Source organism: Streptomyces milbemycinicus, assembly GCF_002154605.1.
Classification (GTDB): domain Bacteria; phylum Actinomycetota; class Actinomycetes; order Streptomycetales; family Streptomycetaceae; genus Streptomyces; species Streptomyces milbemycinicus.
In genome coordinates this window covers 1-20,904 of sequence record NZ_MUNE01000417.1, presented here as the reverse complement: position 1 = coordinate 20,904, position 20,904 = coordinate 1, and the positions used below count along the sequence as shown (strand labels likewise).

The 20,904-nt window shown below is 71.6% G+C and carries 20 protein-coding genes and 2 pseudogenes; 11 read left to right on the top strand and 11 right to left on the bottom strand.

What is annotated here, in order from left to right; genetic code table 11:
* Nucleotides 1-437: pseudogene (locus CCN51_RS31425) on the top strand (recombinase RecA); the annotation flags it as partial.
* Nucleotides 353-1,042, top strand: a pseudogene (recX, locus tag CCN51_RS56035) (recombination regulator RecX); the annotation flags it as partial. The pseudogenes CCN51_RS31425 and recX, both read left to right, overlap by 85 nt.
* A 136-nt stretch (nucleotides 1,043-1,178) precedes the next feature.
* On the opposite strand, the gene CCN51_RS31415 reads toward recX, so the two are convergent.
* The 8 genes from CCN51_RS31415 to CCN51_RS31385 form a co-directional block, all read right to left on the bottom strand.
* On the bottom strand, nucleotides 1,179-1,571 hold the full coding sequence (locus CCN51_RS31415; RefSeq protein ID WP_014175935.1) for a rhodanese-like domain-containing protein: 393 nt from the start codon (nucleotides 1,569-1,571) through the stop codon (nucleotides 1,179-1,181).
* Nucleotides 1,572-1,575: 4 nt separating this feature from the next.
* Nucleotides 1,576-2,133 carry a cupin domain-containing protein gene (locus CCN51_RS31410; RefSeq protein ID WP_014175934.1) on the bottom strand — a complete coding sequence of 186 codons (558 nt, stop codon included), beginning with the start codon at nucleotides 2,131-2,133 and terminating at the stop codon, nucleotides 1,576-1,578.
* 60 nt (nucleotides 2,134-2,193) lie between these two features.
* On the bottom strand, nucleotides 2,194-2,283 hold the full coding sequence (locus CCN51_RS60170; RefSeq protein WP_358644245.1) for a putative leader peptide: 90 nt from the start codon (nucleotides 2,281-2,283) through the stop codon (nucleotides 2,194-2,196).
* 129 nt (nucleotides 2,284-2,412) lie between these two features.
* Nucleotides 2,413-4,254 (bottom strand): FAD-dependent monooxygenase, encoded by a 1,842-nt coding sequence (locus CCN51_RS31405; protein ID WP_014175933.1) that lies wholly within the window; start codon nucleotides 4,252-4,254, stop codon nucleotides 2,413-2,415.
* Nucleotides 4,255-4,392: 138 nt separating this feature from the next.
* On the bottom strand, nucleotides 4,393-5,334 hold the full coding sequence (locus CCN51_RS31400) for an amino acid ABC transporter permease (RefSeq protein WP_014175932.1): 942 nt from the start codon (nucleotides 5,332-5,334) through the stop codon (nucleotides 4,393-4,395).
* Entirely contained in the window at nucleotides 5,331-5,978 is a 648-nt protein-coding gene (locus CCN51_RS31395; protein WP_014175931.1) for an amino acid ABC transporter permease, read from the bottom strand. The genes CCN51_RS31400 and CCN51_RS31395 overlap by 4 nt, the downstream gene beginning before the upstream one ends.
* 72 nt (nucleotides 5,979-6,050) lie before the next feature.
* Nucleotides 6,051-6,956, bottom strand: coding sequence for a glutamate ABC transporter substrate-binding protein (locus tag CCN51_RS31390; protein ID WP_043486631.1), 906 nt, complete (start codon nucleotides 6,954-6,956; stop codon nucleotides 6,051-6,053).
* A gap of 103 nt (nucleotides 6,957-7,059) precedes the next feature.
* Entirely contained in the window at nucleotides 7,060-7,836 is a 777-nt protein-coding gene (locus tag CCN51_RS31385; RefSeq protein WP_014175929.1) for an amino acid ABC transporter ATP-binding protein, read from the bottom strand.
* A gap of 273 nt (nucleotides 7,837-8,109) precedes the next feature.
* Here CCN51_RS31385 and CCN51_RS31380 point away from each other — a divergent pair, with 273 nt between their 5' ends.
* Entirely contained in the window at nucleotides 8,110-8,820 is a 711-nt protein-coding gene (locus tag CCN51_RS31380; protein WP_043489982.1) for a response regulator transcription factor, read from the top strand.
* A 21-nt stretch (nucleotides 8,821-8,841) separates the two neighbouring features.
* Nucleotides 8,842-10,248 (top strand): sensor histidine kinase, encoded by a 1,407-nt coding sequence (locus CCN51_RS31375; protein ID WP_014175927.1) that lies wholly within the window; start codon nucleotides 8,842-8,844, stop codon nucleotides 10,246-10,248.
* Between the two features lie 42 nt (nucleotides 10,249-10,290).
* Here the strand turns inward: CCN51_RS31375 and CCN51_RS31370 are convergent, their stop codons facing one another.
* A complete protein-coding gene (locus tag CCN51_RS31370) occupies nucleotides 10,291-11,289 on the bottom strand; it encodes a TAXI family TRAP transporter solute-binding subunit (protein ID WP_078610894.1) in 999 nt (332 codons plus the stop codon).
* 116 nt (nucleotides 11,290-11,405) lie between these two features.
* On the opposite strand from CCN51_RS31370, the gene miaB reads away from it, so the two are divergent.
* Both miaB and CCN51_RS31360 read left to right on the top strand, forming a co-directional pair.
* The gene (miaB, locus tag CCN51_RS31365; protein WP_043486629.1) at nucleotides 11,406-12,923 is read left to right on the top strand and encodes a tRNA (N6-isopentenyl adenosine(37)-C2)-methylthiotransferase MiaB; all 1,518 of its coding nucleotides are present in this window, start codon (nucleotides 11,406-11,408) and stop codon (nucleotides 12,921-12,923) included.
* Between the two features lie 171 nt (nucleotides 12,924-13,094).
* Nucleotides 13,095-13,817, top strand: coding sequence for a class III extradiol dioxygenase subunit B-like domain-containing protein (locus CCN51_RS31360; RefSeq protein ID WP_014175924.1), 723 nt, complete (start codon nucleotides 13,095-13,097; stop codon nucleotides 13,815-13,817).
* Nucleotides 13,818-14,060: 243 nt separating this feature from the next.
* Here the strand turns inward: CCN51_RS31360 and CCN51_RS31355 are convergent, their stop codons facing one another.
* Together CCN51_RS31355 and CCN51_RS53645 are read right to left on the bottom strand one after the other, a co-directional pair.
* Nucleotides 14,061-14,315: an antitoxin gene (locus CCN51_RS31355; RefSeq protein WP_014175923.1), complete on the bottom strand. Its 255-nt coding sequence runs from the start codon at nucleotides 14,313-14,315 to the stop codon at nucleotides 14,061-14,063.
* Nucleotides 14,316-14,339: 24 nt separating this feature from the next.
* Nucleotides 14,340-14,678 (bottom strand): hypothetical protein, encoded by a 339-nt coding sequence (locus CCN51_RS53645; RefSeq protein ID WP_193383711.1) that lies wholly within the window; start codon nucleotides 14,676-14,678, stop codon nucleotides 14,340-14,342.
* Between the two features lie 108 nt (nucleotides 14,679-14,786).
* Between CCN51_RS53645 and miaA the strand changes: the two genes are divergently transcribed.
* From miaA to CCN51_RS31330, 5 genes are all read left to right on the top strand, one after another.
* The gene (gene miaA / locus CCN51_RS31350; protein ID WP_014175921.1) at nucleotides 14,787-15,725 is read left to right on the top strand and encodes a tRNA (adenosine(37)-N6)-dimethylallyltransferase MiaA; all 939 of its coding nucleotides are present in this window, start codon (nucleotides 14,787-14,789) and stop codon (nucleotides 15,723-15,725) included.
* Nucleotides 15,726-15,832: 107 nt separating this feature from the next.
* Complete coding sequence (locus CCN51_RS31345; protein ID WP_014175920.1) at nucleotides 15,833-16,339, top strand: hypothetical protein; 507 nt, start codon at nucleotides 15,833-15,835, stop codon at nucleotides 16,337-16,339.
* A gap of 77 nt (nucleotides 16,340-16,416) precedes the next feature.
* Nucleotides 16,417-17,331: a diaminopimelate epimerase gene (dapF, locus tag CCN51_RS31340; protein WP_014175919.1), complete on the top strand. Its 915-nt coding sequence runs from the start codon at nucleotides 16,417-16,419 to the stop codon at nucleotides 17,329-17,331.
* Between the two features lie 136 nt (nucleotides 17,332-17,467).
* On the top strand, nucleotides 17,468-19,552 hold the full coding sequence (locus CCN51_RS31335) for a RelA/SpoT family protein (RefSeq protein ID WP_086860373.1): 2,085 nt from the start codon (nucleotides 17,468-17,470) through the stop codon (nucleotides 19,550-19,552).
* Between the two features lie 128 nt (nucleotides 19,553-19,680).
* Nucleotides 19,681-20,904 (top strand): M1 family metallopeptidase (locus CCN51_RS31330; RefSeq protein WP_107426114.1); only part of this gene is annotated, 1,224 nt, incomplete at its 3' end.

The following is a 20,904-nucleotide window of genomic DNA, read 5'->3' as shown; positions in this document are numbered from 1 at the left end:
GCACCGAGGCGGTCGGCAACCGCACCCGCGTCAAGGTCGTCAAGAACAAGGTGGCGCCGCCCTTCAAGCAGGCCGAGTTCGACATCCTCTACGGCCAGGGCATCAGCCGCGAGGGCGGCCTGATCGACATGGGCGTCGAGCACGGCTTCGTCCGCAAGTCCGGCGCTTGGTACACCTACGAGGGCGACCAGCTGGGCCAGGGCAAGGAGAACGCCCGGAACTTCCTGAAGGACAACCCCGACCTCGCCAACGAGATCGAGAGGAAGATCAAAGAGAAGCTGGGCATCGGCGTCAAGCGGGAGGAGCCGGCCGTCGAGCCCGGCGCCGACGCGGCCGCCCCGGCCGCGGCCCCGGCTGCCGCGCCGGTGAAGGCAGCGCCCGCCACGGCGGCCAAGGCCGGGACGAAGGCGGCCAAGACCGCCGCGGCCAAGAGCTGACCGTGACGCGGCGGACCGACTGGCCGGACGGCCAAGGCCGCCCGGCCGGCCCGGACAGCGGCGGCCCCTCCTCGTCGAGGGCCGAGCAGGAGCCGCCGCGCAGCCCGGAGGAGCAGGCGCGGGCAATCTGTCTGCGCCTGCTCACCGGGACCCCGCGCACCCGAAGACAGCTCGCGGACGCGCTGCGCACCCGAGGCATCCCCGACGAGGTGGCGCAGGAGGTGCTGTCCCGGTTCGAGGACGTCGGGCTGATCGACGATGCGGCGTTCGCGGACGCCTGGGTGGAGTCCCGCCACCACAGCCGGGGCCTCGCCCGCCGGGCGCTCGCGCGTGAGCTGCGCACCAAGGGCGTGGACTCGGCCCTGATCGACGAGGCCGTGGGGCAGCTCGACGCCGAGCAGGAGGAGCGCACCGCCCGTGAGCTGGTCGAGCGCAAGCTGAGGGCCACTTGCGGCCTCGACCGGGAGAAGAGGCTGCGCCGCCTGGCCGGGATGCTCGCGCGCAAGGGCTATCCGGAGGGGGTGGCGCTGCGGGTGGTGCGGCGCGCGCTGGAGGAAGAGGGGGAGGACCCGGAACTGCTGGAGCGGCACCTGCCCGACGCCTAGCGGATCCCGGTCCGGCCCCAGAGCCCGGTAACCGGCTCAGCATCCGGTCCACCGCCGCCCCTGCGCCGATGGGCCCCGGCTGTCGGCCAGCCCCCCCCCGCGCAGCTTCCGGGGCCGTCCGTTCAGGGGGGAGGGATCAGGAGTGCGGGCTTACCGGCAGGCCCTCCGCGCGCCAGGCCTGAAAGCCGCCCACCAGGTCCGTGGCGCGGGACAGGCCGAGCTGCCGCAGCGAGACCGCCGCGAGGCTTGACGCGTACCCCTCGTTGCACACCACCACGATCCGCAGATCGTGGTCCGTGGCCTCGGGCAGCCGGTGGTCGCACAGCGGGTCGAGCCGCCATTCCAGTTCGTTCCGCTCGACGATCAGCGCGCCCGGGATGGTCCCGTCGCGCTCCCGCAGCGCGGCGTAGCGTATGTCCACCAGCAGCCCGCCCTCGACCTGCGCCGCGGCGGCCTCTGTGGGGCCGAGGCGGTCGAGGCCGACGCGGGCCTCGGCCAGCAGTTCGTCGATGCTCCGCTTTGTGCTCATCAGTTCACTCCCACTCGCCCGGCAGCTCGATCTGCTCCAGCCGCAGCACCTGTCCGGTGCGGCTGTAGCGGCGCATCAGGGGCAGCGGCGGGTAGTAGGCGTGCACCGATACGGCATGCCGCTCCGTGGAGGTGTTGATCACCTCGTGGACGTGGTGCGCACCGAAGGCTCGTCCCTGTCCGGCGGGGAGCTGCCGCTCACGGTCGACGTCGTCGGCCAGTTCGAGGGTCTTCCAGCCCTCGGTGGGCAGGCGCGCGGCGAGCGACAGCTCTTGCAGCTCACCGGCCGCCGTGACGAACGCGCCGTGCGAGCCGCCGTGGTCGTGCCAGTCGGTGCCGGTGCCGGGAGGCCAGCCGATCAGCCACGCCTCGCTGCCGCCGGGCCCGTCGAGCCGCAGCCAGGTGCGGCCCTCCGGGTCGAGGGGGAGCGAGTCGACGAGCGCGGTGTCGGCGGCCGTACGGCGGGCGAATTCGAGGAGTTCGGCCGGGCTTGGCGCGGTGTCGGCAGAGGTCCCGGCGGGCGCCGAGGGCCGGGTGGGGGAGGGAGTGCGTACGTCGGGCACTGAGACCGTCCTGAGTGATCGCGAAGGGGCGCGGTTCGAGCCGCGCAAGGAAAAGGCTGATCAACAGGAAGGCCGACAGACGCAGCCCGCATAGCGGACGAGGTCCACATGGACCCTCCGCCAGAAGCGAGGCAGCCGAGCGTCAGTCACAGGGCGTACTCAACCACGGGCCGAAAACCAAGGTCAACTACTGCTGTCCACTCCTCGGACGCACCCGTCGCGCGCACGGCCGTACACGCCGCCGCACACCTCGCCACGCACGCCGTGCGCGCCGCCCTATCAGTGCGCCGTCGCCTCCGCCTCCGCCTCCGCCGATGACCCCTCAGCCGCGCCGCCGCGCGCTGCTTTTCCGCCCACCGCCGCGTCCGCGCACGCGTACAGCTCGGCCGGGCGCACCCCGGACAGCGCCGCGACCAGATGCCCGTCGGGCCGCACCAGCAGCACGGTGTGGGCCGGAGCCCCGGGGTACTCCTCGGTGACCAGCAGCTCGGCCCGCACCGGCAGCGCCGCGACCGCCGCCGCCAGCCGTGGCATCAGCCCCGCGCGCAGCCAGTGGCGGCGGTCCCATACCCCCGTCCCGGGGGCGACGAGGACGACCAGCAATTCCCGCCCCAGCCTCGCCCGCAGCCGGGTGAGCGACCCGTCCGGCGCGGTCACCGGCACATCGGCTGCGGGCGCGCCGATCTCGGTGTCGACCGTGACCGAGCCTTCGGGGGCCGCCGCGGGCGCCAGGGGCGAGCGACCGTAGACCGGCGGCTCACCCAGCGGGCCCCGCCCCAGGTGACCGTCGGTCAGCAGCGCGTCGTGCGTGCGCACCGCGCCGGGCAGTACGGAGCGCCGCACCGCATGCCAGCCGCCGGACGCCCGCACCAGCGGCAGCGCCTGGTCCGCGGCGCGCAGCCGGGCGCTCACCGCGCCGCGCCGCTCGGCCTGATAGCTGTCGAGCAGCGCGTCCGTCGCCTCGTGGTGCCAGGCGAGGGCCAGCTTCCAGGAGAGGTTGGCGACGTCGCGCAGCCCCTCGTCCAGCCCCTGGGTGCCCAGTGCGCCGAGCAGATGTGCGGCGTCCCCGGCGAGGAAGGCGCGGCCGACGCGCCAGCGGCGCGCGAGCCGGTGGTGCACGGTGTGCACGCCGGTGTCCAGAAGCTCGTAGGGGGGTGCGGGGTCCCCGCACCACCCCGTGAGGGTGTCGTGCACCCGCGCGAGAAGCGCGTCCGGTGTGACCAGGTCCCGGCCCGGCGGCAGCAGCCAGTCCAGCCGCCAGACGCCGCGCGGCAGCGGGCGGGCGGTCACCTCCGCGTCGACGGTGCGCCACGGCGGCGAGCGGTGCAGCACGGCTTCGCCGGGCCAGGGGAGTTCGGCGCGCAGCGCGGCGACCGCGTGCCGCTCCACCGCGGTGCGGCCCGGGAAGCGCACGCCCAGGAGCTTGCGGACGGTGGACCGCGGCCCGTCGCAGCCGATCAGATAGCTGCCCCGCCACCAGGTGCTCTGGGCGCCCCGGGTGTGGATGCTGACGCCCCGGGCGTCCTGTTCCAGGGTGTCGAGGCGGGTGCCCGAGATGATCCGTACCAGGTTCTCGCCCGGGACGGCGGCGAGCGCGGTGCGCAGGGCACGGGTGAGCTCGTGCTGGGGCAGATGCAGCGGCGACGGCAGCTCCGGCTCCTCCGCCTCGTCGCCCTCCGGCCCGCCGCTGAAGCCGCCGAAGCTGTCGGAGCCGCCGGGGCCGCCGCCGGAACTGCCCTCGTGGCCGCCCGAGCCGTTGTCACGGACCTGGCCGCCGTCGCGGACGTAGCCGACGTCATAGCCGCGGCTGTCGGGGCCGTCGTGCCCGCCTGCCGGGCCCAGGGGGAACAGCCCGCCGGGCACCAGGGTCAGCTGCCGGACCACCTGCCGCCGCCGCATCGTGCGCCAGCCGGTCCACGGCACGGCCGCCTGGCCGGCCCGGCAGCCCAGCCCCTCCAGCAGGGCGGCGGTGTCGGGGCGCAGCACGGCCGTACGGGCGGGGCGGCGCTCGTCGTCGCCCGAGCTCTCGTCGAGCAGGATGACGGGCACCTCGGCGCGCGCGAGCGCGAGGGCCAGGGCGAGGCCGACCGGGCCCGCCCCGGCGATGATCACCGGGTCCACGGCGCGGTTCCTGTGACCCTGCGGGACGTACGTGAGTTGAGGAAACTGGCAGCTGAAACCCGGTGCGCGATCACACAAAGTATGCAACCCACTGCGGGTCCCCCCCCCGTCGGACCGGATATCGGACCGGGTATACGGTCAGTTCTTCTTCGACGTGTCGACCGGTCCGGCGACCTCGGCATGATCGACGACGTCCAGCGCGTCTCCCGCCGCGACCGGCTGCTCGGCCGGGGCGACCGCGATACCGGTCTTGGCGCGCCGGCCGCGCCGCTCGATCCAGGTGGCCAGGGCGGACAGCGCCATACACAGGGCCACGTAGATCACACCGCCGACGATGATCACCTGAACGTAGGGGCTCTCGTCGTTGACGACGGTCACCTCGGCGATGTGCTGCACCTTGTACAGCAGCTCCTGGTAGGTGATGACGTAGCCGAGCGAGGTGTCCTTCAAGGTGACCACCAGCTGGCTGATGATGGTCGGCAGCATCGCGCGGACACCCTGCGGGATCAGGATGGTCACCATGACCTGGGTCTTGCGCATGCCCAGGGCGTAGGCGGCCTCACTCTGCCCCTTGGGCACCGAGTTGATGCCCGCCCGCAACACCTCGGCCTGCACCGAGCCGTTGTAGATCGTCAGGCCGACCACCAGGGCCCAGAACTCCGTCCCGTCACCGGTGAATCCCAGGTCGTTCTTGTAGGTGAGGAAGAGCACCCACAGGGCATAGATGGTGATCAGCAGCGGGACGGCCCGGAACAGCTCGATGAATCCGGTCGTGAACAGACGGACCCACTTGTGGTCCGAGAGCCGGCCGACGGCCAGCACTACGCCGAGCGCCAGCGACAGCACCGCGGCCACCGCGAACACCTGGAGGGTGGTCAGCAGGCCGCTGATGATGTCGTTGCGGACACCCGCGTAGTTGAAGATGTCCCACATCTCCGGCGCGAACTGGCCCTTGTCGTTCAGTCGCATGACGACGAAGGCGATCAGGCCGATCACGGCGAGAGTGCCGATGACCGAGTACACGCGGTTGCGGATACGGGCCTTGGGACCGGGGGCGTCGTACAGGACGCTTGCGCTCATCGGGACACCTCCATGCGGCGCTCCAGCAGTCGGAAGAGTCCGCTGATGGAGAAGGTGATGACCAGGTAGGCGACGGCGATCCAGAGGAAGATCCAGCCGATCGGGTATCCCTTGTCACTCAGCAGCTTCGAGACGCTGAACAGCTCGGTGACGCTGAAGGCGCCCGCGATGGCGGAGTTCTTGGTCAGAGCGATGAATATGCTGCTCAGCGGCGGGATCACGGTCCGGGTGGCCTGCGGCAGGATGATCATCCGCAGGGTCTGGAAGAAGGTCATCCCCAGGCTCCGGGCCGCTTCGGCCTGCCCGATGGGCACGGTGCCGATGCCGGAGCGCACCGCCTCGCAGATGAACGTCGAGGTGTAGCAGCCCAGCGCTCCCACCGCGAGCTTGTAGGGGCTCGTCCCGGGGAAGAGGATCTGGGGCATCACGAAGAACGTGATCAGGAACAGCAGGGTCAGCGGGGTGTTCCGCAGCAGGGTGACCCAGGCGGTGCCGAAGGCACGGAGCGGCGGAATGGGGGACACCCTGAAGCCGGCCATGATGATGCCGAGGATGAGGGCGAGCGCCGCGCTGGCCGCGGTCAGCGACAGGGTCCCGAGGAACCCGTCGCGGAACTCAGGAAAGTAATCGAAGAGTAGGTTCATCTGTTCTCCGCGCTAGCGGTCAGGTCAGCACGACGGATCGCACCGGCTTCAGGGCGTACGGGGAGATCCGGCTCAGTAGCGCGGCAGGGGCGTCTTCGGGGCGACGTAGGCGGAGCCGGACTTGCCGAGCGTGCCCTCGTACGCCTTCTTGTAGTCGCCGTTCTTGATGTGCTTCTCGAGCGCGTCGGAGATCGCGTCGCGCAGCGCCTTGTCGTCCTTGTTCATGCCGATGCCGTAGGGCTCCTCGGTGAACGGCTTGCCGACGACCCTGAGCTTGCTCGGGCGCTGGGCCGCGTAGCCCTTGAGGATCGCGTCATCGGTGGTGACCGCGTCCACCTGGCCGTCCAGCAGCTGCTTGACGCACAGCGAGTACTTGCCGAGCTCGGTGGTCTTGGCGCCGTACTTCGGCTTCTTGATCTCCTGGAGCGGAGTGGAGCCCACGATCGAACAGACCTTCTTGCCCTTGACGGAATCCGCGCCGGTAATGCCCTTCTCGTCATGGCGCACCAGCAGGTCCGCGCCGGCGACGTAGTACGGGCCCGCGAAGCCGACCTGCTTCTTGCGCTCGTCGTTGATCGTGTAGGTGCCGACGTAGTAGTCGACCTGACCCTTGGAGATGGAGGTCTCGCGGACGTTGGAGTCGACGGTCTTGAACTCGATCTGGTCCTCGGAGAAGCCCAGGTCGGCGGCGACCATCTTGGCGATCTCGATGTCGAAGCCGGAGCGCTTGCCGGTGGTGTCCTCGAAGCCCAGGTAGGGCTGGTCGGCCTTGGCGCCGATGATGAGCTTGCCGCGCTTCTGGGCCGCCTTGAGGGTCGACGAGTCCAGCTTCACGTCCTTGGCGACGGTGTACTTGCCGCTGACGACCTCGCCGCCCTTGGGCTTGTCGCCGGCGGTCCCCTCCTTGCCACCACAGGCAGCGGTCGCCGCCAGAGCCAGAACCACCGAAGCCGCTGCGGCCGTCTTACGAATTCTCATCGTGCATCCCTCAAGGTTTGTTGTGCGTGCGTGCAGACGTGGGTGAGCCGTGCGGGGCTCAGTGGTGGAGCCAGGTGCGGGCTGGAGAACCCGGGTGTGGGCCTCAGTGGTGAAGGATCTTCGACAGGAAGTCCTTGGCCCGGTCGCTGCGGGGGTTGTTGAAGAACTCCTCGGGCTCGGCCTCTTCGACGATCCGGCCGTCGGCCATGAAGACCACCCGGTTCGCCGCGGAGCGCGCGAAGCCCATCTCGTGCGTGACGACGACCATCGTCATACCGTCCCGGGCGAGCTGCTGCATGACGTCCAGCACCTCGTTGATCATCTCCGGGTCGAGCGCGGAGGTCGGCTCGTCGAACAGGATCGCCTTCGGGTCCATGGCCAGCGCTCGGGCGATGGCCACGCGCTGCTGCTGACCACCGGACATCTGCGCGGGGTACTTGTCCGCCTGCTTGCCCACGCCCACTCGGTCGAGCAGCGTGCGGGCCTTCTCCTCGGCGGTCTTCTTGTCTATCTTGCGCACCTTCAGCTGGCCCAGCATCACGTTTTCGAGCACCGTCTTGTGCGCGAAAAGGTTGAACGACTGGAAGACCATGCCGACGTCGGCGCGCAGGCGGGCGAGCTCCTTGCCCTCTTGAGGCAGTGGCTTGCCGTCGATCGTGATGGTGCCGGAGTCGATCGTCTCCAGGCGGTTGATGGTGCGGCAGAGGGTCGACTTGCCGGACCCGGAAGGGCCGATCACAACGACCACTTCGCCCCGTGCGATGTTCAGGTTGATGTCCTGGAGCACATGCAGCGCGCCGAAGTGCTTGTTGACTCCTGACAGCGCAACCAACGCGTCCGCAACCGGAGTTGCGTCCTTGGTCACCGGTACTTCGCTCATTCGGCGTTTCGCTCCGTCCTCCTCGGTTGGGAGGACCTTAGGGGGCCGCCGAGACCAGCGTCATCACATCTGAGCGGAAATTGAGGATAACGATCCGGCAGTGGGGCGACACTCTGTGTGAACGAGGTCCGGGGCTGTCGTACCGGCTACGTAACGGAAACCTAAGTGTGACTAGATGCGTCTTGACGGGCACGTGCCGACTAGGCGTGGATGCCCTGTGGCCATGTTGGCGAAACGCATGCGCCACTCAGTGGAAAGGTGGTGGAGGGGTCGGTGAGACTGCTGCTCGTCGAGGACGACAACCATGTCGCCGCGGCTCTGTCCGCGGTGCTCGCGAGGCACGGTTTCGAAGTCACGCACGCCAGAAGCGGTGAGGAAGCGCTGAGAGCGCTGCTGCCCGACTCGGGGCCGCCGTTCGGCGTCGTGCTCCTCGACCTCGGGCTGCCGGACCAGGACGGCTTCCAGGTGTGTGGCCGTATCCGCAAGCGGACCACCACTCCCGTGATCATGGTGACCGCGCGGGCGGATGTAAGATCCCGCATCCATGGTCTCCACCTCGGTGCCGACGACTATGTGGTCAAACCCTACGACACCATGGAGCTGCTCGCCCGGATCCACGCTGTGAGTCGGCGCACGCTTCCGGCCGACCCGGCACCGAGCGCCGAGGAGGGCCCCGACAGCCGCAACGCCCCCCTGCGCATCGGCCCCGTCACCCTCGATCTGGCCACCCGGCAGGTCGCGGTGGACGGCGCGACCGTCTCGCTCACCCGTAAGGAGTTCGACTTGCTCGCGCTGCTCGCCCAACGCCCCGGCGTGGTGTTCCGTCGCGAACAGATCATCAGTGAGGTGTGGCGCACCAGTTGGGAGGGGACCGGGCGCACCCTTGAGGTGCATATCGCCTCGCTCCGTTCCAAGCTGCGCATGCCCGCGCTGATCGAGACGGTCCGGGGCGTCGGGTACCGCCTGGTGTCACCGGCGAACTGAGGAACCGCGAGACTTCTCCCCGTGCGCACCCGACTTCTCCCGCTTCTCATCGTCCTCATGGCCGGCGTGCTGCTCGCGCTCGGCTTCCCGCTCGCGGGCAGCGTGGCCGCCCGCGAGCAGCAGCGCGTGGTCGTCGACCGGATCGACGACACCGCGCGGTTCGCCGCGCTCGCCCAGTTCGTCACGGCCGGGCCGGCCGCCGCCACCACCGCGGAGGACGACGAACGGCTGAGCACCCTGAGGGCCGAACTCCGGCGCTACCACGACCTGTACGGCATCCGGGCCGGCGTCTACTACCGGAACGGCAGGCCCATGGCCCAGGCGCCGGGCGACTGGCGGCTCCCCGAGACCGGCGACGGCGCCGAGGCGTTCGACGAGGCCCTTCAGGGCCGCCGCAGCCACGATCCGGACCAGGTCTGGCCCTGGCAGCAGGGCCGGCTCACCGTCGCCTCCCCCGTGGTGCGGGACGGCGACGTGGTGGCCGTCGTGGTCACCGACTCGCCCACCCCACAGATGCGGTCGCGCATCCTGCACGGCTGGCTGCTGATCGGCGCGGGGGAGGCGGCCGCGATGCTCCTGGCGGTCGGGGCGGCCTTCCGGCTCACCGGCTGGGTGCTGCGCCCCGTACGCATCCTCGACACGGCCACCCACGACATCGCCACCGGGCGCATGCAGTCCCGCGTCGCGGCCGCCTCCGGGCCACCGGAGCTGCGCCGGCTGGCCCGCTCGTTCAACGAGATGGCCGACAACGTCGAGGAAGTCCTCGAACAGCAGCGGGCCTTCGTCGCCGACGCCTCCCACCAGTTGCGCAACCCGCTGTCCGCGCTGCTGCTGCGCATCGAGCTGCTGGCCCTCGACCTGCCCGACGGCCACGAGGAGATCGCCTCGGTGCGCACCGAGGGCAAACGCCTCGCCCAGGTCCTGGACGACCTCCTCGACCTGGCCCTGGCCGAGCACTCCACCACCGACCTCAAGTTCACCGACATCGCCGAGCTCGCCACCGACCGGGTCGACGCCTGGCTGCCGGTCGCCGAGCGCGAGGGCGTCCGCCTCTCCTACGAGGGCCCGGCGGCCGTGGCCGGCTGGGCCGACCCGGTGGCGCTGTCCAGCGCGCTGGACGCGGTCGTGGACAACGCCGTGAAGTTCACGCCGGCGGGCGCGGAGGTGGTGGTCTCCGCCCAGCCCGACGGCGACACGGTCGCCATCGTCGTCGCCGACGGGGGCCCCGGCCTCACCGAGGACGAGCTCGCGCGCGTAGGCGACCGCTTCTGGCGCAGCAGCCGCCACCAGAACATCAACGGCTCCGGGCTGGGGCTGTCGATCTCCCGGGCGCTGCTCACCGCGGGCGGCGGCTCCATCGCGTACGCCCCCAACGAGCCGTGCGGGCTGCGTGTGACCATCACGGTGCCGCGCACCGGGCCGCATTAGGGGGCCGCCGGGTGCGGGCGGTGGGCCCTTTGGCTTGGGACCCTACGGCTTGACCGAGCGGTAGTAGCGCTCCGCGCCCGTGTGGAGTTCCAGCGGGTCGGTGAAGATCGCGGTGCGCAGGTCCACCTTCTGGGCCGCGTGCACCTTGGAGCCGATGCGGTCCCGGTTCTTGATCACGGTCCGGGTGACGGCCTCCGCGAGCGCGGGGTCCACCCGGTCCGTGGTGACCAGGAGGTTGGGCACCGCGATCGTCTTGATGGCGTCCGGCTGGTGCATGTCCTCGTACGCGTCGGCGGGCACCGACGCCGCCCGGTAGTAGCGGGTCACCCCGCCCTGGTTGTGCAGCGGGCCGATGAGGTCGCCGAGCTGGACCAGCCGGATCGGATAGTCGTGGGCCAGAGTGCGCACGGCGGTCGTCGGCAGCCCGCCGGACCAGAAGAACGCGTCCAGCTTCTTGGCCTTCAGCAGGCCCGGCATCCGGTCGATGCCCTCCCGCACGGCCTTGACGTCCTTGCCCATGTCGAGCCCGGCGGCCTTGAGCAGCGACTTGGCGATCAGCTGTACGCCCGAGTCGTCCTCGCCGACGCCGACCCGCAGCCCCTTGAGGTCCCGGGCGGACTGCACCCGGGAGCCCTTGGGCACCACCAGCTGCATGTAGTCGTCGTACAGCCGCGCGCAGGCGCGCAGCCGATCGGCGCCCTTCCCGCCCTGCTCGCGGTAGGCGGCGACCGCGTCGGTGGCGGCGATGGCGAATGTGGCGCGGCCCTCGGCGAGCCGCCGGACGTTGTCCGGTGACCCCTTGGTGCGCTGCAGCGTCACATCCAGGTCGGGGAGGTCCCGGGAGAGGTCGCGGCGGAGCATCTTGCCGTAGGTTTCGTACACGCCGGTGGGTACGCCGGTCGCGAAGGTCACCTGATCCTGGGGCGATTCGTCGCCCCCGATCGGCAGCAGCCACCACAGGAGCAGAGCGAGCGCGACGGCTCCGGCGGCGGCGGACTGCAGCGCGCGGCGCCGGCCGAGGCGCGGAAGACGGACGGCCATGAGCAGGATCATGACAGTCCTCCCGGCCCGTTGGGGAGTCGGGGGCCGTCGGGGCCGTACGGGCGGCCTTCGTAATTCGGCACAGTGGCCTGATCGCGGCCCCTTACCCTGGATGGGTGAGCAGCAGTGAGGTAGCCGGTTTGAAGACCTACGAGGTGCGCACCTACGGGTGCCAGATGAACGTCCACGACTCCGAGCGGCTTTCCGGCCTCTTGGAGGAGGCCGGCTATGTCCGCGCGCCGGAGGGCGTGGGCGAGGGCGACGAGGCCTTCGCCGACGTCGTCGTGTTCAACACCTGCGCGGTGCGGGAGAACGCCGACAACAGGCTGTACGGCAACCTCGGCCGGCTCGCGCCGATCAAGGCCAGGCGCCCCGGTATGCAGATCGCCGTCGGCGGATGCCTGGCCCAGAAGGACCGCGACACCATCGTCAAGAAGGCCCCCTGGGTCGACGTGGTGTTCGGCACCCACAACATCGGCAGCCTGCCGGTGCTGCTCGAGCGCGCCCGGATCCAGGAAGAGGCCCAGGTCGAGATCGCCGAATCCCTGGAGGCCTTCCCGTCCACGCTGCCGACGCGGCGCGAGTCGGCGTACGCGGCGTGGGTCTCCATCTCTGTCGGCTGCAACAACACCTGCACCTTCTGCATCGTCCCGGCGCTGCGCGGCAAGGAGAAGGACCGCCGTCCGGGCGACATCCTCGCCGAGGTGGAGACCCTGGTCGCCGAGGGCGTCAGCGAGATCACCCTGCTGGGCCAGAACGTGAACGCGTACGGGTCCGACATCGGCGACCGCGAGGCGTTCAGCAAGCTGCTGCGGGCCTGCGGGAACGTGTCCGGCCTGGAGCGCGTCCGCTTCACCTCGCCGCACCCCCGCGACTTCACGGACGACGTCATCGCGGCCATGGCCGAGACCGAGAACGTGATGCCTCAGCTGCACATGCCGCTCCAGTCCGGCTCCGACACCGTGCTCAAGGCGATGCGCCGCTCCTACCGGCAGGAGCGTTACCTCGGGATCATCGAGAAGGTGCGCGCCGCCATGCCGGACGCCGCGATCTCGACCGACATCATCGTCGGCTTCCCCGGCGAGACCGACGCCGACTTCGAGCAGACGCTGCACGTGGTGCGCGAGGCGCGCTTCGCGCAGGCGTTCACCTTCCAGTACTCCAAGCGGCCCGGCACACCCGCCGCCGAGATGGACGGGCAGGTGCCGAAGGCCGTCGTGCAGGAGCGCTACGAGCGGCTGGTCGCCCTCCAGGAGGAGATCTCCTGGGAGGAGAACAAGAAGCAGGTCGGCCGGACCGTGGAGGTGCTGGTCGCCGAGGGCGAGGGCCGCAAGGACGGCGCCACCCACCGGCTGTCCGGCCGCGCCCCCGACAACCGCCTCGTCCACTTCGCGCGGCCCGAGGAGCGCGTCCGTCCGGGTGATGTCGTGACGGTGGACATCACCTACGCCGCGCCGCACCACCTGCTCGCCGAGGGCCCGGCCAGGGGCGTGCGGCGCACCCGCTCGGGCGACGCGTGGGAGCGGCGCAACGCGGCCGAGGAGAAGAAGCCCGCGGGCGTGATGCTGGGCCTGCCGACCGTCGGCGCCCCGCCGCCGGTGGCCGCCCCCGCCGCGGGCTGCGGCTGCGACTGAGCCACCGTACGAGCGGGTCGACCGTACGAGCGCAGGGGCTGGGCGACCGTACGAGTGTGACCGCACCAGCTGAGCGACTGCACGACCGGGCGACCCGGAAGCTGGTGTAGGCGGTCGAGCTGCTGCGGGACTCGGCGCCGCGGCCCGAGCCCGCCGGATAGGCTGGCGATCATGCTGATCGCCGCCGCTGTCTGTCCCTGTCCGCCGCTCCTGGTGCCCGAGGTCGCCGCCGGGGCGGCCGGTGAGCTGGACGGGCTGCGCGCCGCGTGCCTGGACGCGGTGGGTGTGCTGGCCGCGGCGCGGCCCGAGCGGCTGATCGTCGTCGGGCCCGCGGAGCGCGACGGGCGGGGCCCGCACCCGCAGGGCACGCCCGGGTCCTTCCGGGGCTTCGGGGTGGACCTCGACGTACGGCTCGGGGGCTGGGGCGAGGCCGCGGCGGAGGTCTCCGAGCGGACGCTGCCGCCTTCGCTGGCCGTGGCCGCATGGCTGCTGGAGCGCGCGAGGTGGCAGGCGGCGCCGGTCGAAGGGCTGGGTGTGGGGGAACCTCTGGCGTCGGAGCGGTGTAGAGAAGTCGGAAGGGAATTGGCAGCGCAGGCCGAGCAGGTCGCGCTGCTGGTGATGGGCGACGGCAGCGCGTGCCGCTCGCTGAAGGCTCCGGGCTATCTCGACGAGCGCGCGGCCGGCTTCGACGCGGATGTGGCGCGGGCGCTGGGCGCGGCGGACGTCGGCGCGCTCGCCGCGCTGGACGAGGAGTTGGCGGCGGAGCTGAAGGCGGCGGGCCGGGCGCCGTTGCAGGTGCTCGCGGGCGCGGGCGAGGGGGCCGCGCTGAAGGGGGAGTTGCGGTATGAGGCAGCGCCGTACGGCGTGGGGTATTTCGTCGCGATGTGGTCCTAGCCCGTCGAGATCGCGACGTGGTCGCAGCGCGTCGAGATCGCGACGTGGTCGCAGCGCGTTGAAATCGCGGTGTGGTCGTAGCGCGTCGAGATCACGATCTGGTCGTAGCGCTTTGAGATGCGGTCCTCGCGGCCGCGGGAGCGGGCGCATGCCCGGGCCCGGGCGGGGCGACGGGCGCCGGACCGGGAGCGGACACGGTCCCGGCCGCGGAGCGGCTGCTCCGCGGCCGTTCACCGGCGGGGCTCAGGTGCTGGGCCGGCCGTGGCCTTTGGCCTTGCCCTGGCCCTCCTGGGGGTGGGAGAAGCGGCCGAGAGCGTTCTTGGCCTTGTCCGCACCGGTCTCGAGCTTGTTGCGGTACTTGCCCTTGGTCTTGCTGTCGACCGTCTTGACGGCCTTGTCCAGGCCTCGCTCGATCTTCTCTTCGTGCTGTTGTGTGAAGCCGACGGCCTTGTCCTTCATGACTCCGGCCTTGGCCTTGAGGTTGTCCAGCACGCTCATGGGCCACCTTCCCTCGGTCAATGGCTATGTGCGGGCGCTCTCGCCGGTTTCGCTGTCCGCGCCGCCGGAAGGCTTCCGCACGGTCTTCTGCGCGGCGTCCGGCGCCGTCTCCTGTTCAGGATGGCGCACACCCTCCCGAGCGGCATCGGCTTCCTGCTTGGACTGCTGCTTCGGAATACCGATGCCGTCGCCCGGCGGGGCCTCTGCCTCCCCGTGTCCCCGCGCCGTTCCGTCAGCCTGGCCGGCCGTCGCTCCGGCTGCCGGGGTGTCGGCCCGGGCCTGCTCGGTTGACGCCTCGGGCGGTCGGCTCGCCTCCTTGGAAGCTCGGCGAAACCAATCAAAAACACCCATATGCTTCTCCATACACTACTCGTGCGGGCGATATCGCGTGCCGCTCAGGCAACGACCCCGGAGGTGCTCCGTCACGTCGCTCGTTCGAGTAGGCCGCCTGGGGTTTGCGAGACTGGTCCGGTGAATACCGCAGGCCCTCCACACCGCGTCATCGCCGTCGTCGGCCCCACCGCGGCCGGAAAGTCCGACCTGGGCGTCGCCCTCGCCCGCCACCTCGACGGTGAGGTGGTCAACGCGGACTCCATGCAGCTCTACCGGGGCATGGACATCGGCACCGCCAAGCTGACCGAGAAGGAGCGGCAAGGGGTGCCGCACCGGCTGCTGGACATCTGGGACGTCACCGAGACGGCCAGCGTCGCCGAGTACCAGCGGCTGGCCCGTGCCGAGATCGACCGGCTGCTCGCGGAGGGTCGCACCCCCGTCCTTGTCGGCGGCTCGGGGCTGTACATCCGGGGGGCGATCGACGCCCTCGAGTTCCCTGGGACGGACCCGGTCGTCCGGGCCCGGCTCGAGGCCGAGCTGGCGGAGCTCGGCTCGGGGCTGCTGCACACCCGGCTCGCCGCCGCCGACCCGGAAGCGGCCCGCGCGATCCTGCCCAGCAACGGCCGGCGGGTGGTCCGGGCGCTCGAGGTCATCGAGATCACCGGCCGCCCCTTCACCGCCAATCTGCCGGGCCATGAGGCCGTCTACGACACCCTGCAGATCGGCGTCGACGTCGAGCGGCCCGAGCTGGACGAGCGCATCGCCCGGCGCGTGGACCGCATGTGGGAGGCCGGGCTCGTGGACGAGGTACGGCGGCTGGAGGGCGTCGGGCTGCGCGCCGGGCGCACCGCCTCCCGCGCGCTCGGCTATCAGCAGGTGCTCTCCGCGCTGGCCGGGGAGTACGGAGAGGACCAGGCGCGCGCCGAGACCGTGCGGGCCACCAAACGGTTCGCGCGCCGCCAGGACTCCTGGTTCCGCCGCGACCCGCGCGTCCACTGGCTCAGCGGCGCGGCCGCCCGCCGCGAGGCGCTTCTGCCGGACGCGCTGGCCTTGGTCGACCGGGCGGTCACAGCCTGATCACGTGATGGCATCGGGACGCTCCGTGTGCCATACCGGCCCCCACGGGCATGCCATCATCGAGCTCCGATCGTGGTGTTGTTCAGGAGTTGGGAGGGCGGGTGGCGATGGAGGCCGGCCCTCGCGACGTATCGCGCCAGTCGCCCCACAGCGATCCGGGACCGCTTACCTCTGACGGTCCGGACCTCACCTCCGACGGTCCGGACGACGACGTGGTCTCCGGCGAGCCCGGCGCCCCGGCCATCGACGACGGCACCGAGGGCCTGCCCGCCGCCGGCGAGTCCTTCAGCGAGCTGCGCCCGCCGCGTCGGCTGCGGATCTGGCAGATCGCGCCGATCGTGGGCCTCGCCATCCTGGGCTCCCTGATGTTCGCCTTCCCGCTCGCCTTCGAATTCGGCGACGGCGGGGCGGTGGTCGCCATGCTCGGCCTGCTGCTCAGCTGCTGCGCCGCCGGGTGGGGCCTGATGGCCGCCCGCCGCGTGGGCTACACGTGGCCGGGGCTGCCGCCCCGGGGCTCCGGACGCCGCCCCGACTGGCGATTCGTCGCGCTGTACGTGGTGATCGTGGCGCTGCTGGCCGCCCTCACCTTCTGGCGCGTGGCCCGCCTCCGCTGAGCCCGGCAGGCAGCGACCCCCGCCGGTGGCGGAGCCCTGTCCGGGCGGTTGTCCTGGGCGCCCCGTAGGATCGAGGGATGAGCGACGCGCCCCGCCTGGCCTTTCTCAAGGGCCACGGCACCGAGAACGACTTCGTCATCGTCCCCGACCCGGACGGACGCCTCGAGCTGTCCCCGGCCGCCGTCGCCCGGATCTGCGACCGTCGGGCCGGCGTCGGCGGTGATGGGCTGATCCGCGTCGTGCGGTCCTCGGCGCACCCCGAGGCGCGGGGCATGGCCGACGACGCCGAGTGGTTCATGGACTACCGCAACAGTGACGGCAGCGTCGCCGAGATGTGTGGCAACGGCGTCCGCGTCTTCGCCCGCTATCTGGAGCGGGCCGGGCTCGTCGAGGCGGGCGATCTCGCGGTCGCCACCCGGGCCGGAGTGCGCCGCATCCACATCGCCAAGGACGACCTCGGCGGCACAGACGCCCCCGGCGGAGCGGTCACCGTCCAGATGGGCAAGGCCACGCTGCCAGAGCCCGGCGCTGACGGCCCGGTCACGGTCGCCGTCGGCGAGCACAGCTGGCCCGCCCGCCACGTCGACATGGGCAACCCGCACGCGGTCGCGTTCGTCGACGACCTCGACCAGGCGGGGCGCCTGTTCGACGCTCCCGCCGTCACCCCGGGTTCGGCGTATCCGCACGGCACCAACGTCGAGTTCGTGGTCGACCGCGGCCCGCGCCATGTGGCGATGCGGGTGCATGAGCGCGGCTCGGGAGAGACCCGCTCCTGCGGCACCGGCGCCTGCGCGGTGATGGTGGCCACGGCCCGGCGGGACGGCGCCGACCCCGCCGCCGACGGCCACCCCGTCACGTATACCGTGGATGTCCCCGGCGGCCGTCTGGTGATCAGTGAGCTTCCGGACGGGACGGTCGAGATGACCGGCCCGGCCGTGATCGTCGCCGAGGGCGAGCTCGACCCCGCATGGCTGGACACGGCCCTCGCCTGACAGTTCACCCCAATGGGTGATCCATTTCACTCTGGGCGAGAGCCGGTCGGCCGTGCGTGATGGGCTCGGTAGCATCAAGCACCGGCCCAGGGGGAGTGCCCACGCCGGTTGACGCTCGACGCCGCCGGAGGTGCCCATGAGCGCAGAGGCCACCGACCATGCCGTTCTGGGCCGCAGGCGCGGCCTCCCGCGCATTGACCTGCGTAATCTCCGCAGGTTCAGCAGGGCTGCCCTGTTGGGCTCGCCCGCCCGCGGCCGTCTGCCGGACGCGATCGAGCATGTGGCCAAGGTGCACAGGGCCCACCACCCCGGTGCCGATCTCGACGTACTGCGCAAGGCGTATGTGCTCGCCGAGTCCTCGCACCGCGGCCAGATGCGCAAGAGCGGTGAGCCGTACATCACCCATCCGCTCGCCGTCACCCTCATCCTCGCCGAACTGGGCGCCGAGACCACGACCTTGACGGCGTCGCTCCTCCACGACACGGTCGAGGACACGGACGTGACGCTGGATCAGGTGGGCGAGCAGTTCGGCGAGGAGGTCCGCTATCTCGTCGACGGCGTCACCAAGTTGGAGAAGGTCGACTACGGCGCGGCGGCCGAGCCCGAGACCTTCCGCAAGATGCTGGTCGCCACCGGCAACGACGTGCGCGTGATGTCCATCAAGCTCGCCGACCGCCTGCACAACATGCGCACCCTGGGCGTGATGCGCCCCGAGAAACAGGCCCGCATCGCGAAGGTCACCCGCGATGTGCTGATTCCGCTCGCCGAGCGGCTGGGTGTGCAGGCCCTCAAGACCGAGCTGGAGGACCTGGTCTTCGCCATCCTCCACCCCGCGGAGTACGCCCGCACCCGCGAGCTCCTGCTGGAGCACGCGGGCCGCCCGGACCCGCTCGCCCACGCCGCCGAGGACGTACGCGCCGTGCTGCACGAGGCGGGCATCGCCGCCGAAGTCCTCGTCAGGCCGCGGCACTTCGTATCCGTCCACCGGGTCGGCATCAAGCGCGGCGAGCTGACCGGCTCCGACCTCGGCCGACTGCTCGTCCTCGTCTCGGAGGACGCCGACTGTTACGCGGTCCTCGGCGAGCTGCACACCTGCTTCACCCCGGTCATCTCGGAGTTCAAGGACTTCATCGCCGTCCCCAAGTTCAACCTGTACCAGTCGCTGCACACGGCCGTGGCCGGGCGCGACGGCGAGGTCGCCGAAGTCCTCATCCGCACCCACCAGATGCACCTGGTCGCCGAGGCCGGAGTGATCGCCCTCGGCAATCCGTACGCGACCAACGCGCCGAACGCGCCGGTGGAGGCCGCCGACGCCCTCGACGGCGAGCGCGCCGAGCTCGCCCAGGACCGGGAGATCACCGTCTTCCGGGCCGACGGCGGCACGCTCGGCCTGCCCGCGGGCGCGAGCTGCGTGGACGCCGCGTACGCCCAGTACGGCGAGGCCGCCCACGACTGCATCGGGGCCAGGGTCAACGGCCGTATCGCGACGCTGAGCACCGTGCTGCGCGACGGCGACATGCTCCAGCTGCTCATGGCGCGCGATACCCGGGACGCCGCCTCCTCAGGGCCCTCGCCCGAATGGCTCGACCACGCCCGTACACCTGCCGCGCGCATCGCCATCAGCCACTGGCTGGCCGCCAATCCGGAGCGCCAGCAGCCCCAGTCGGACCCCGCCCCGGACCCGGCCCCCGCCGAGTACCAGGCCGGAGCCGGAGCGCCCGGTGGGGCCGAGGCCCGGGCGACGGTCGCCCCGGGTGTGGCCGCGGACCTGCCCGGCGCCGCCGTACGGCTGGCGGGCTGCTGCACCCCCGTGCCCCCGGACGCCGTCATCGGCTTCGCGGTGCGCGGCGGGACCGTCACCGTGCACCGCGAGCAGTGCCCCGCGGTGTCCCGTATGACGGCGACCGGGCGCGGCACGGTCGGGGTGCGCTGGCTGGATGGGGAGGGGGGCGACGGGGGGGACTACCGCGTGACCCTCCTGGCCGAGGCGTTCAGCAGACCGCGCTTGCTGGCCGATCTCACCGAGGCCATCGCCGCCGAAGGGGTGGCCGTGGTCTCGGCCGCTGTCGAGCCGCCCCGCGAGCAGCGCGTCCGCCATACGTACACGCTCCAGCTGCCCGACCCTGGGCGGCTGCCGACGCTGATGCGCGCCATGCGCGATGTGCCCGGCGTCTACGACGTGACGCGGGCGGGCCGCAGCATGGCGGCGGCCCGGTCCTGAAACCGGTCGGCGCCTCTTGGTCTCTTCGGTCCCTTCGCCCTTGGCGTCGAACCCCGGCCAAACCCCATTCGGGTGGACTTGGGCCGTGCCGTCGGCCCCTTTTGGCCGGGCGTTGATAGCCGTAGGTCATGCTGTCTTCCCCGAGGGGCCGCCCCTCGTCAGCCCGGCGCGCGGGGCGGCGCAGGACCGCCGCCGCGGCCGCCGCGATCACCGCCGCCCTCGTCGTGGTCTGCCCGTCCTCCGCCGCGGGGCGGGTGTCCGCGGCGGAGCCGCCGCCCCCGGTTCCGCGGGGCATCGGCGACCGGCTCTTCCCGTATCTCGGCAACCCCGGCTACGACGTCACGGCCTATGACATCGCCTTCCGCTACCACGGCAACGACCGGCCGCTGGACGCCGTCACCACCCTCGACGCCCGCGCCACCGCCCCGCTGCGCAGCTTCAACCTCGACTTCACGCACGGCACGGTGCGCTCGGTGTGGGTCGACGGCCGGCCCGCCCGGTTCACCGGCGCGGGGGAGGACCTGGTCATCACCCCGGCCCGGCCCGTCCGCGGCGGCGCCTCCTTCCAGGTCACCCTCGAGCACACCAGCGACCCGAGCGGCAACAGCGGAGGCTGGATCCGCACCCACGACGGGCTCGCGATGGCCAACCAGGCCGACGCCGCCCACCGCGTCTTCCCCTGCAACGACCACCCTTCCGACAAGGCGCGCTTCACGTTCAGCGTCACCGCCCCCAAGAACCTCACGGTCGTCGCGAACGGGAAGTCCCTGGGGCGCAGCCGCGAGGGGGACAACGTCACCTGGCGATACCGCCTCGTCCACCCCATGGCCACGGAACTGGCGCAGATCTCCATCGGCCGTTCGACCGTCCTGCACCGCACCGGCCCCGGTGGGCTGCCGGTGCGCGATGTCGTGCCCGCGGCGGACAGCGCGCGCCTGGCCAAGTGGCCGGCGCGCACACCGGGACAGCTGGAGTGGATGGAGAAGAAGGTCGGCCCGTACCCCTTTGAGACGTATGGCGTGCTGATCGCCAAGGCCACGACAGGCTTCGAGCTGGAGACCCAGACGCTCTCCCTCTTCGAGAGAGGACTGTTCACCACCTCGGGACTGCCGCCGTGGTACATCGAGTCGATCATGGTGCACGAGCTGGCGCACCAGTGGTTCGGCGACAGCGTCAGCCCGCGCCGCTGGTCCGACCTATGGCTCAACGAGGGCCATGCCACCTGGTACGAGGCGCTTTACGGGGACGAGCGCGGGAAGATGCCGCTCGACAAGCGGATGCGTCTCGCGTACGGGCAGTCCGACGCCTGGCGCGCCTCCGGGGGCCCGCCCGCCGCGCCCCTGCCGTCCGAC

Excerpts from the sequence above, each read along its gene's own strand:
- CCN51_RS31415 (WP_014175935.1), bottom strand. The coding sequence starts at position 1,571 with ATGAGCACAAAGCGGAGCATCGACGAACTGCTGGCCGAGGCCCGCGTC.
- CCN51_RS31400 (WP_014175932.1), bottom strand. The coding sequence starts at position 5,334 with ATGAGCGCAAGCGTCCTGTACGACGCCCCCGGTCCCAAGGCCCGTATC.
- CCN51_RS31395 (WP_014175931.1), bottom strand. The coding sequence starts at position 5,978 with ATGAACCTACTCTTCGATTACTTTCCTGAGTTCCGCGACGGGTTCCTC.
- CCN51_RS31390 (WP_043486631.1), bottom strand. The coding sequence starts at position 6,956 with ATGAGAATTCGTAAGACGGCCGCAGCGGCTTCGGTGGTTCTGGCTCTG.
- CCN51_RS31385 (WP_014175929.1), bottom strand. The coding sequence starts at position 7,836 with ATGAGCGAAGTACCGGTGACCAAGGACGCAACTCCGGTTGCGGACGCG.
- CCN51_RS31370 (WP_078610894.1), bottom strand. The coding sequence starts at position 11,289 with ATGGCCGTCCGTCTTCCGCGCCTCGGCCGGCGCCGCGCGCTGCAGTCC.
- CCN51_RS31360 (WP_014175924.1), top strand. The coding sequence starts at position 13,095 with ATGCTGATCGCCGCCGCTGTCTGTCCCTGTCCGCCGCTCCTGGTGCCC.
- CCN51_RS31355 (WP_014175923.1), bottom strand. The coding sequence starts at position 14,315 with ATGAGCGTGCTGGACAACCTCAAGGCCAAGGCCGGAGTCATGAAGGAC.
- CCN51_RS53645 (WP_193383711.1), bottom strand. The coding sequence starts at position 14,678 with ATGGAGAAGCATATGGGTGTTTTTGATTGGTTTCGCCGAGCTTCCAAG.
- CCN51_RS31345 (WP_014175920.1), top strand. The coding sequence starts at position 15,833 with ATGGAGGCCGGCCCTCGCGACGTATCGCGCCAGTCGCCCCACAGCGAT.
- dapF (WP_014175919.1), top strand. The coding sequence starts at position 16,417 with ATGAGCGACGCGCCCCGCCTGGCCTTTCTCAAGGGCCACGGCACCGAG.
- CCN51_RS31335 (WP_086860373.1), top strand. The coding sequence starts at position 17,468 with ATGAGCGCAGAGGCCACCGACCATGCCGTTCTGGGCCGCAGGCGCGGC.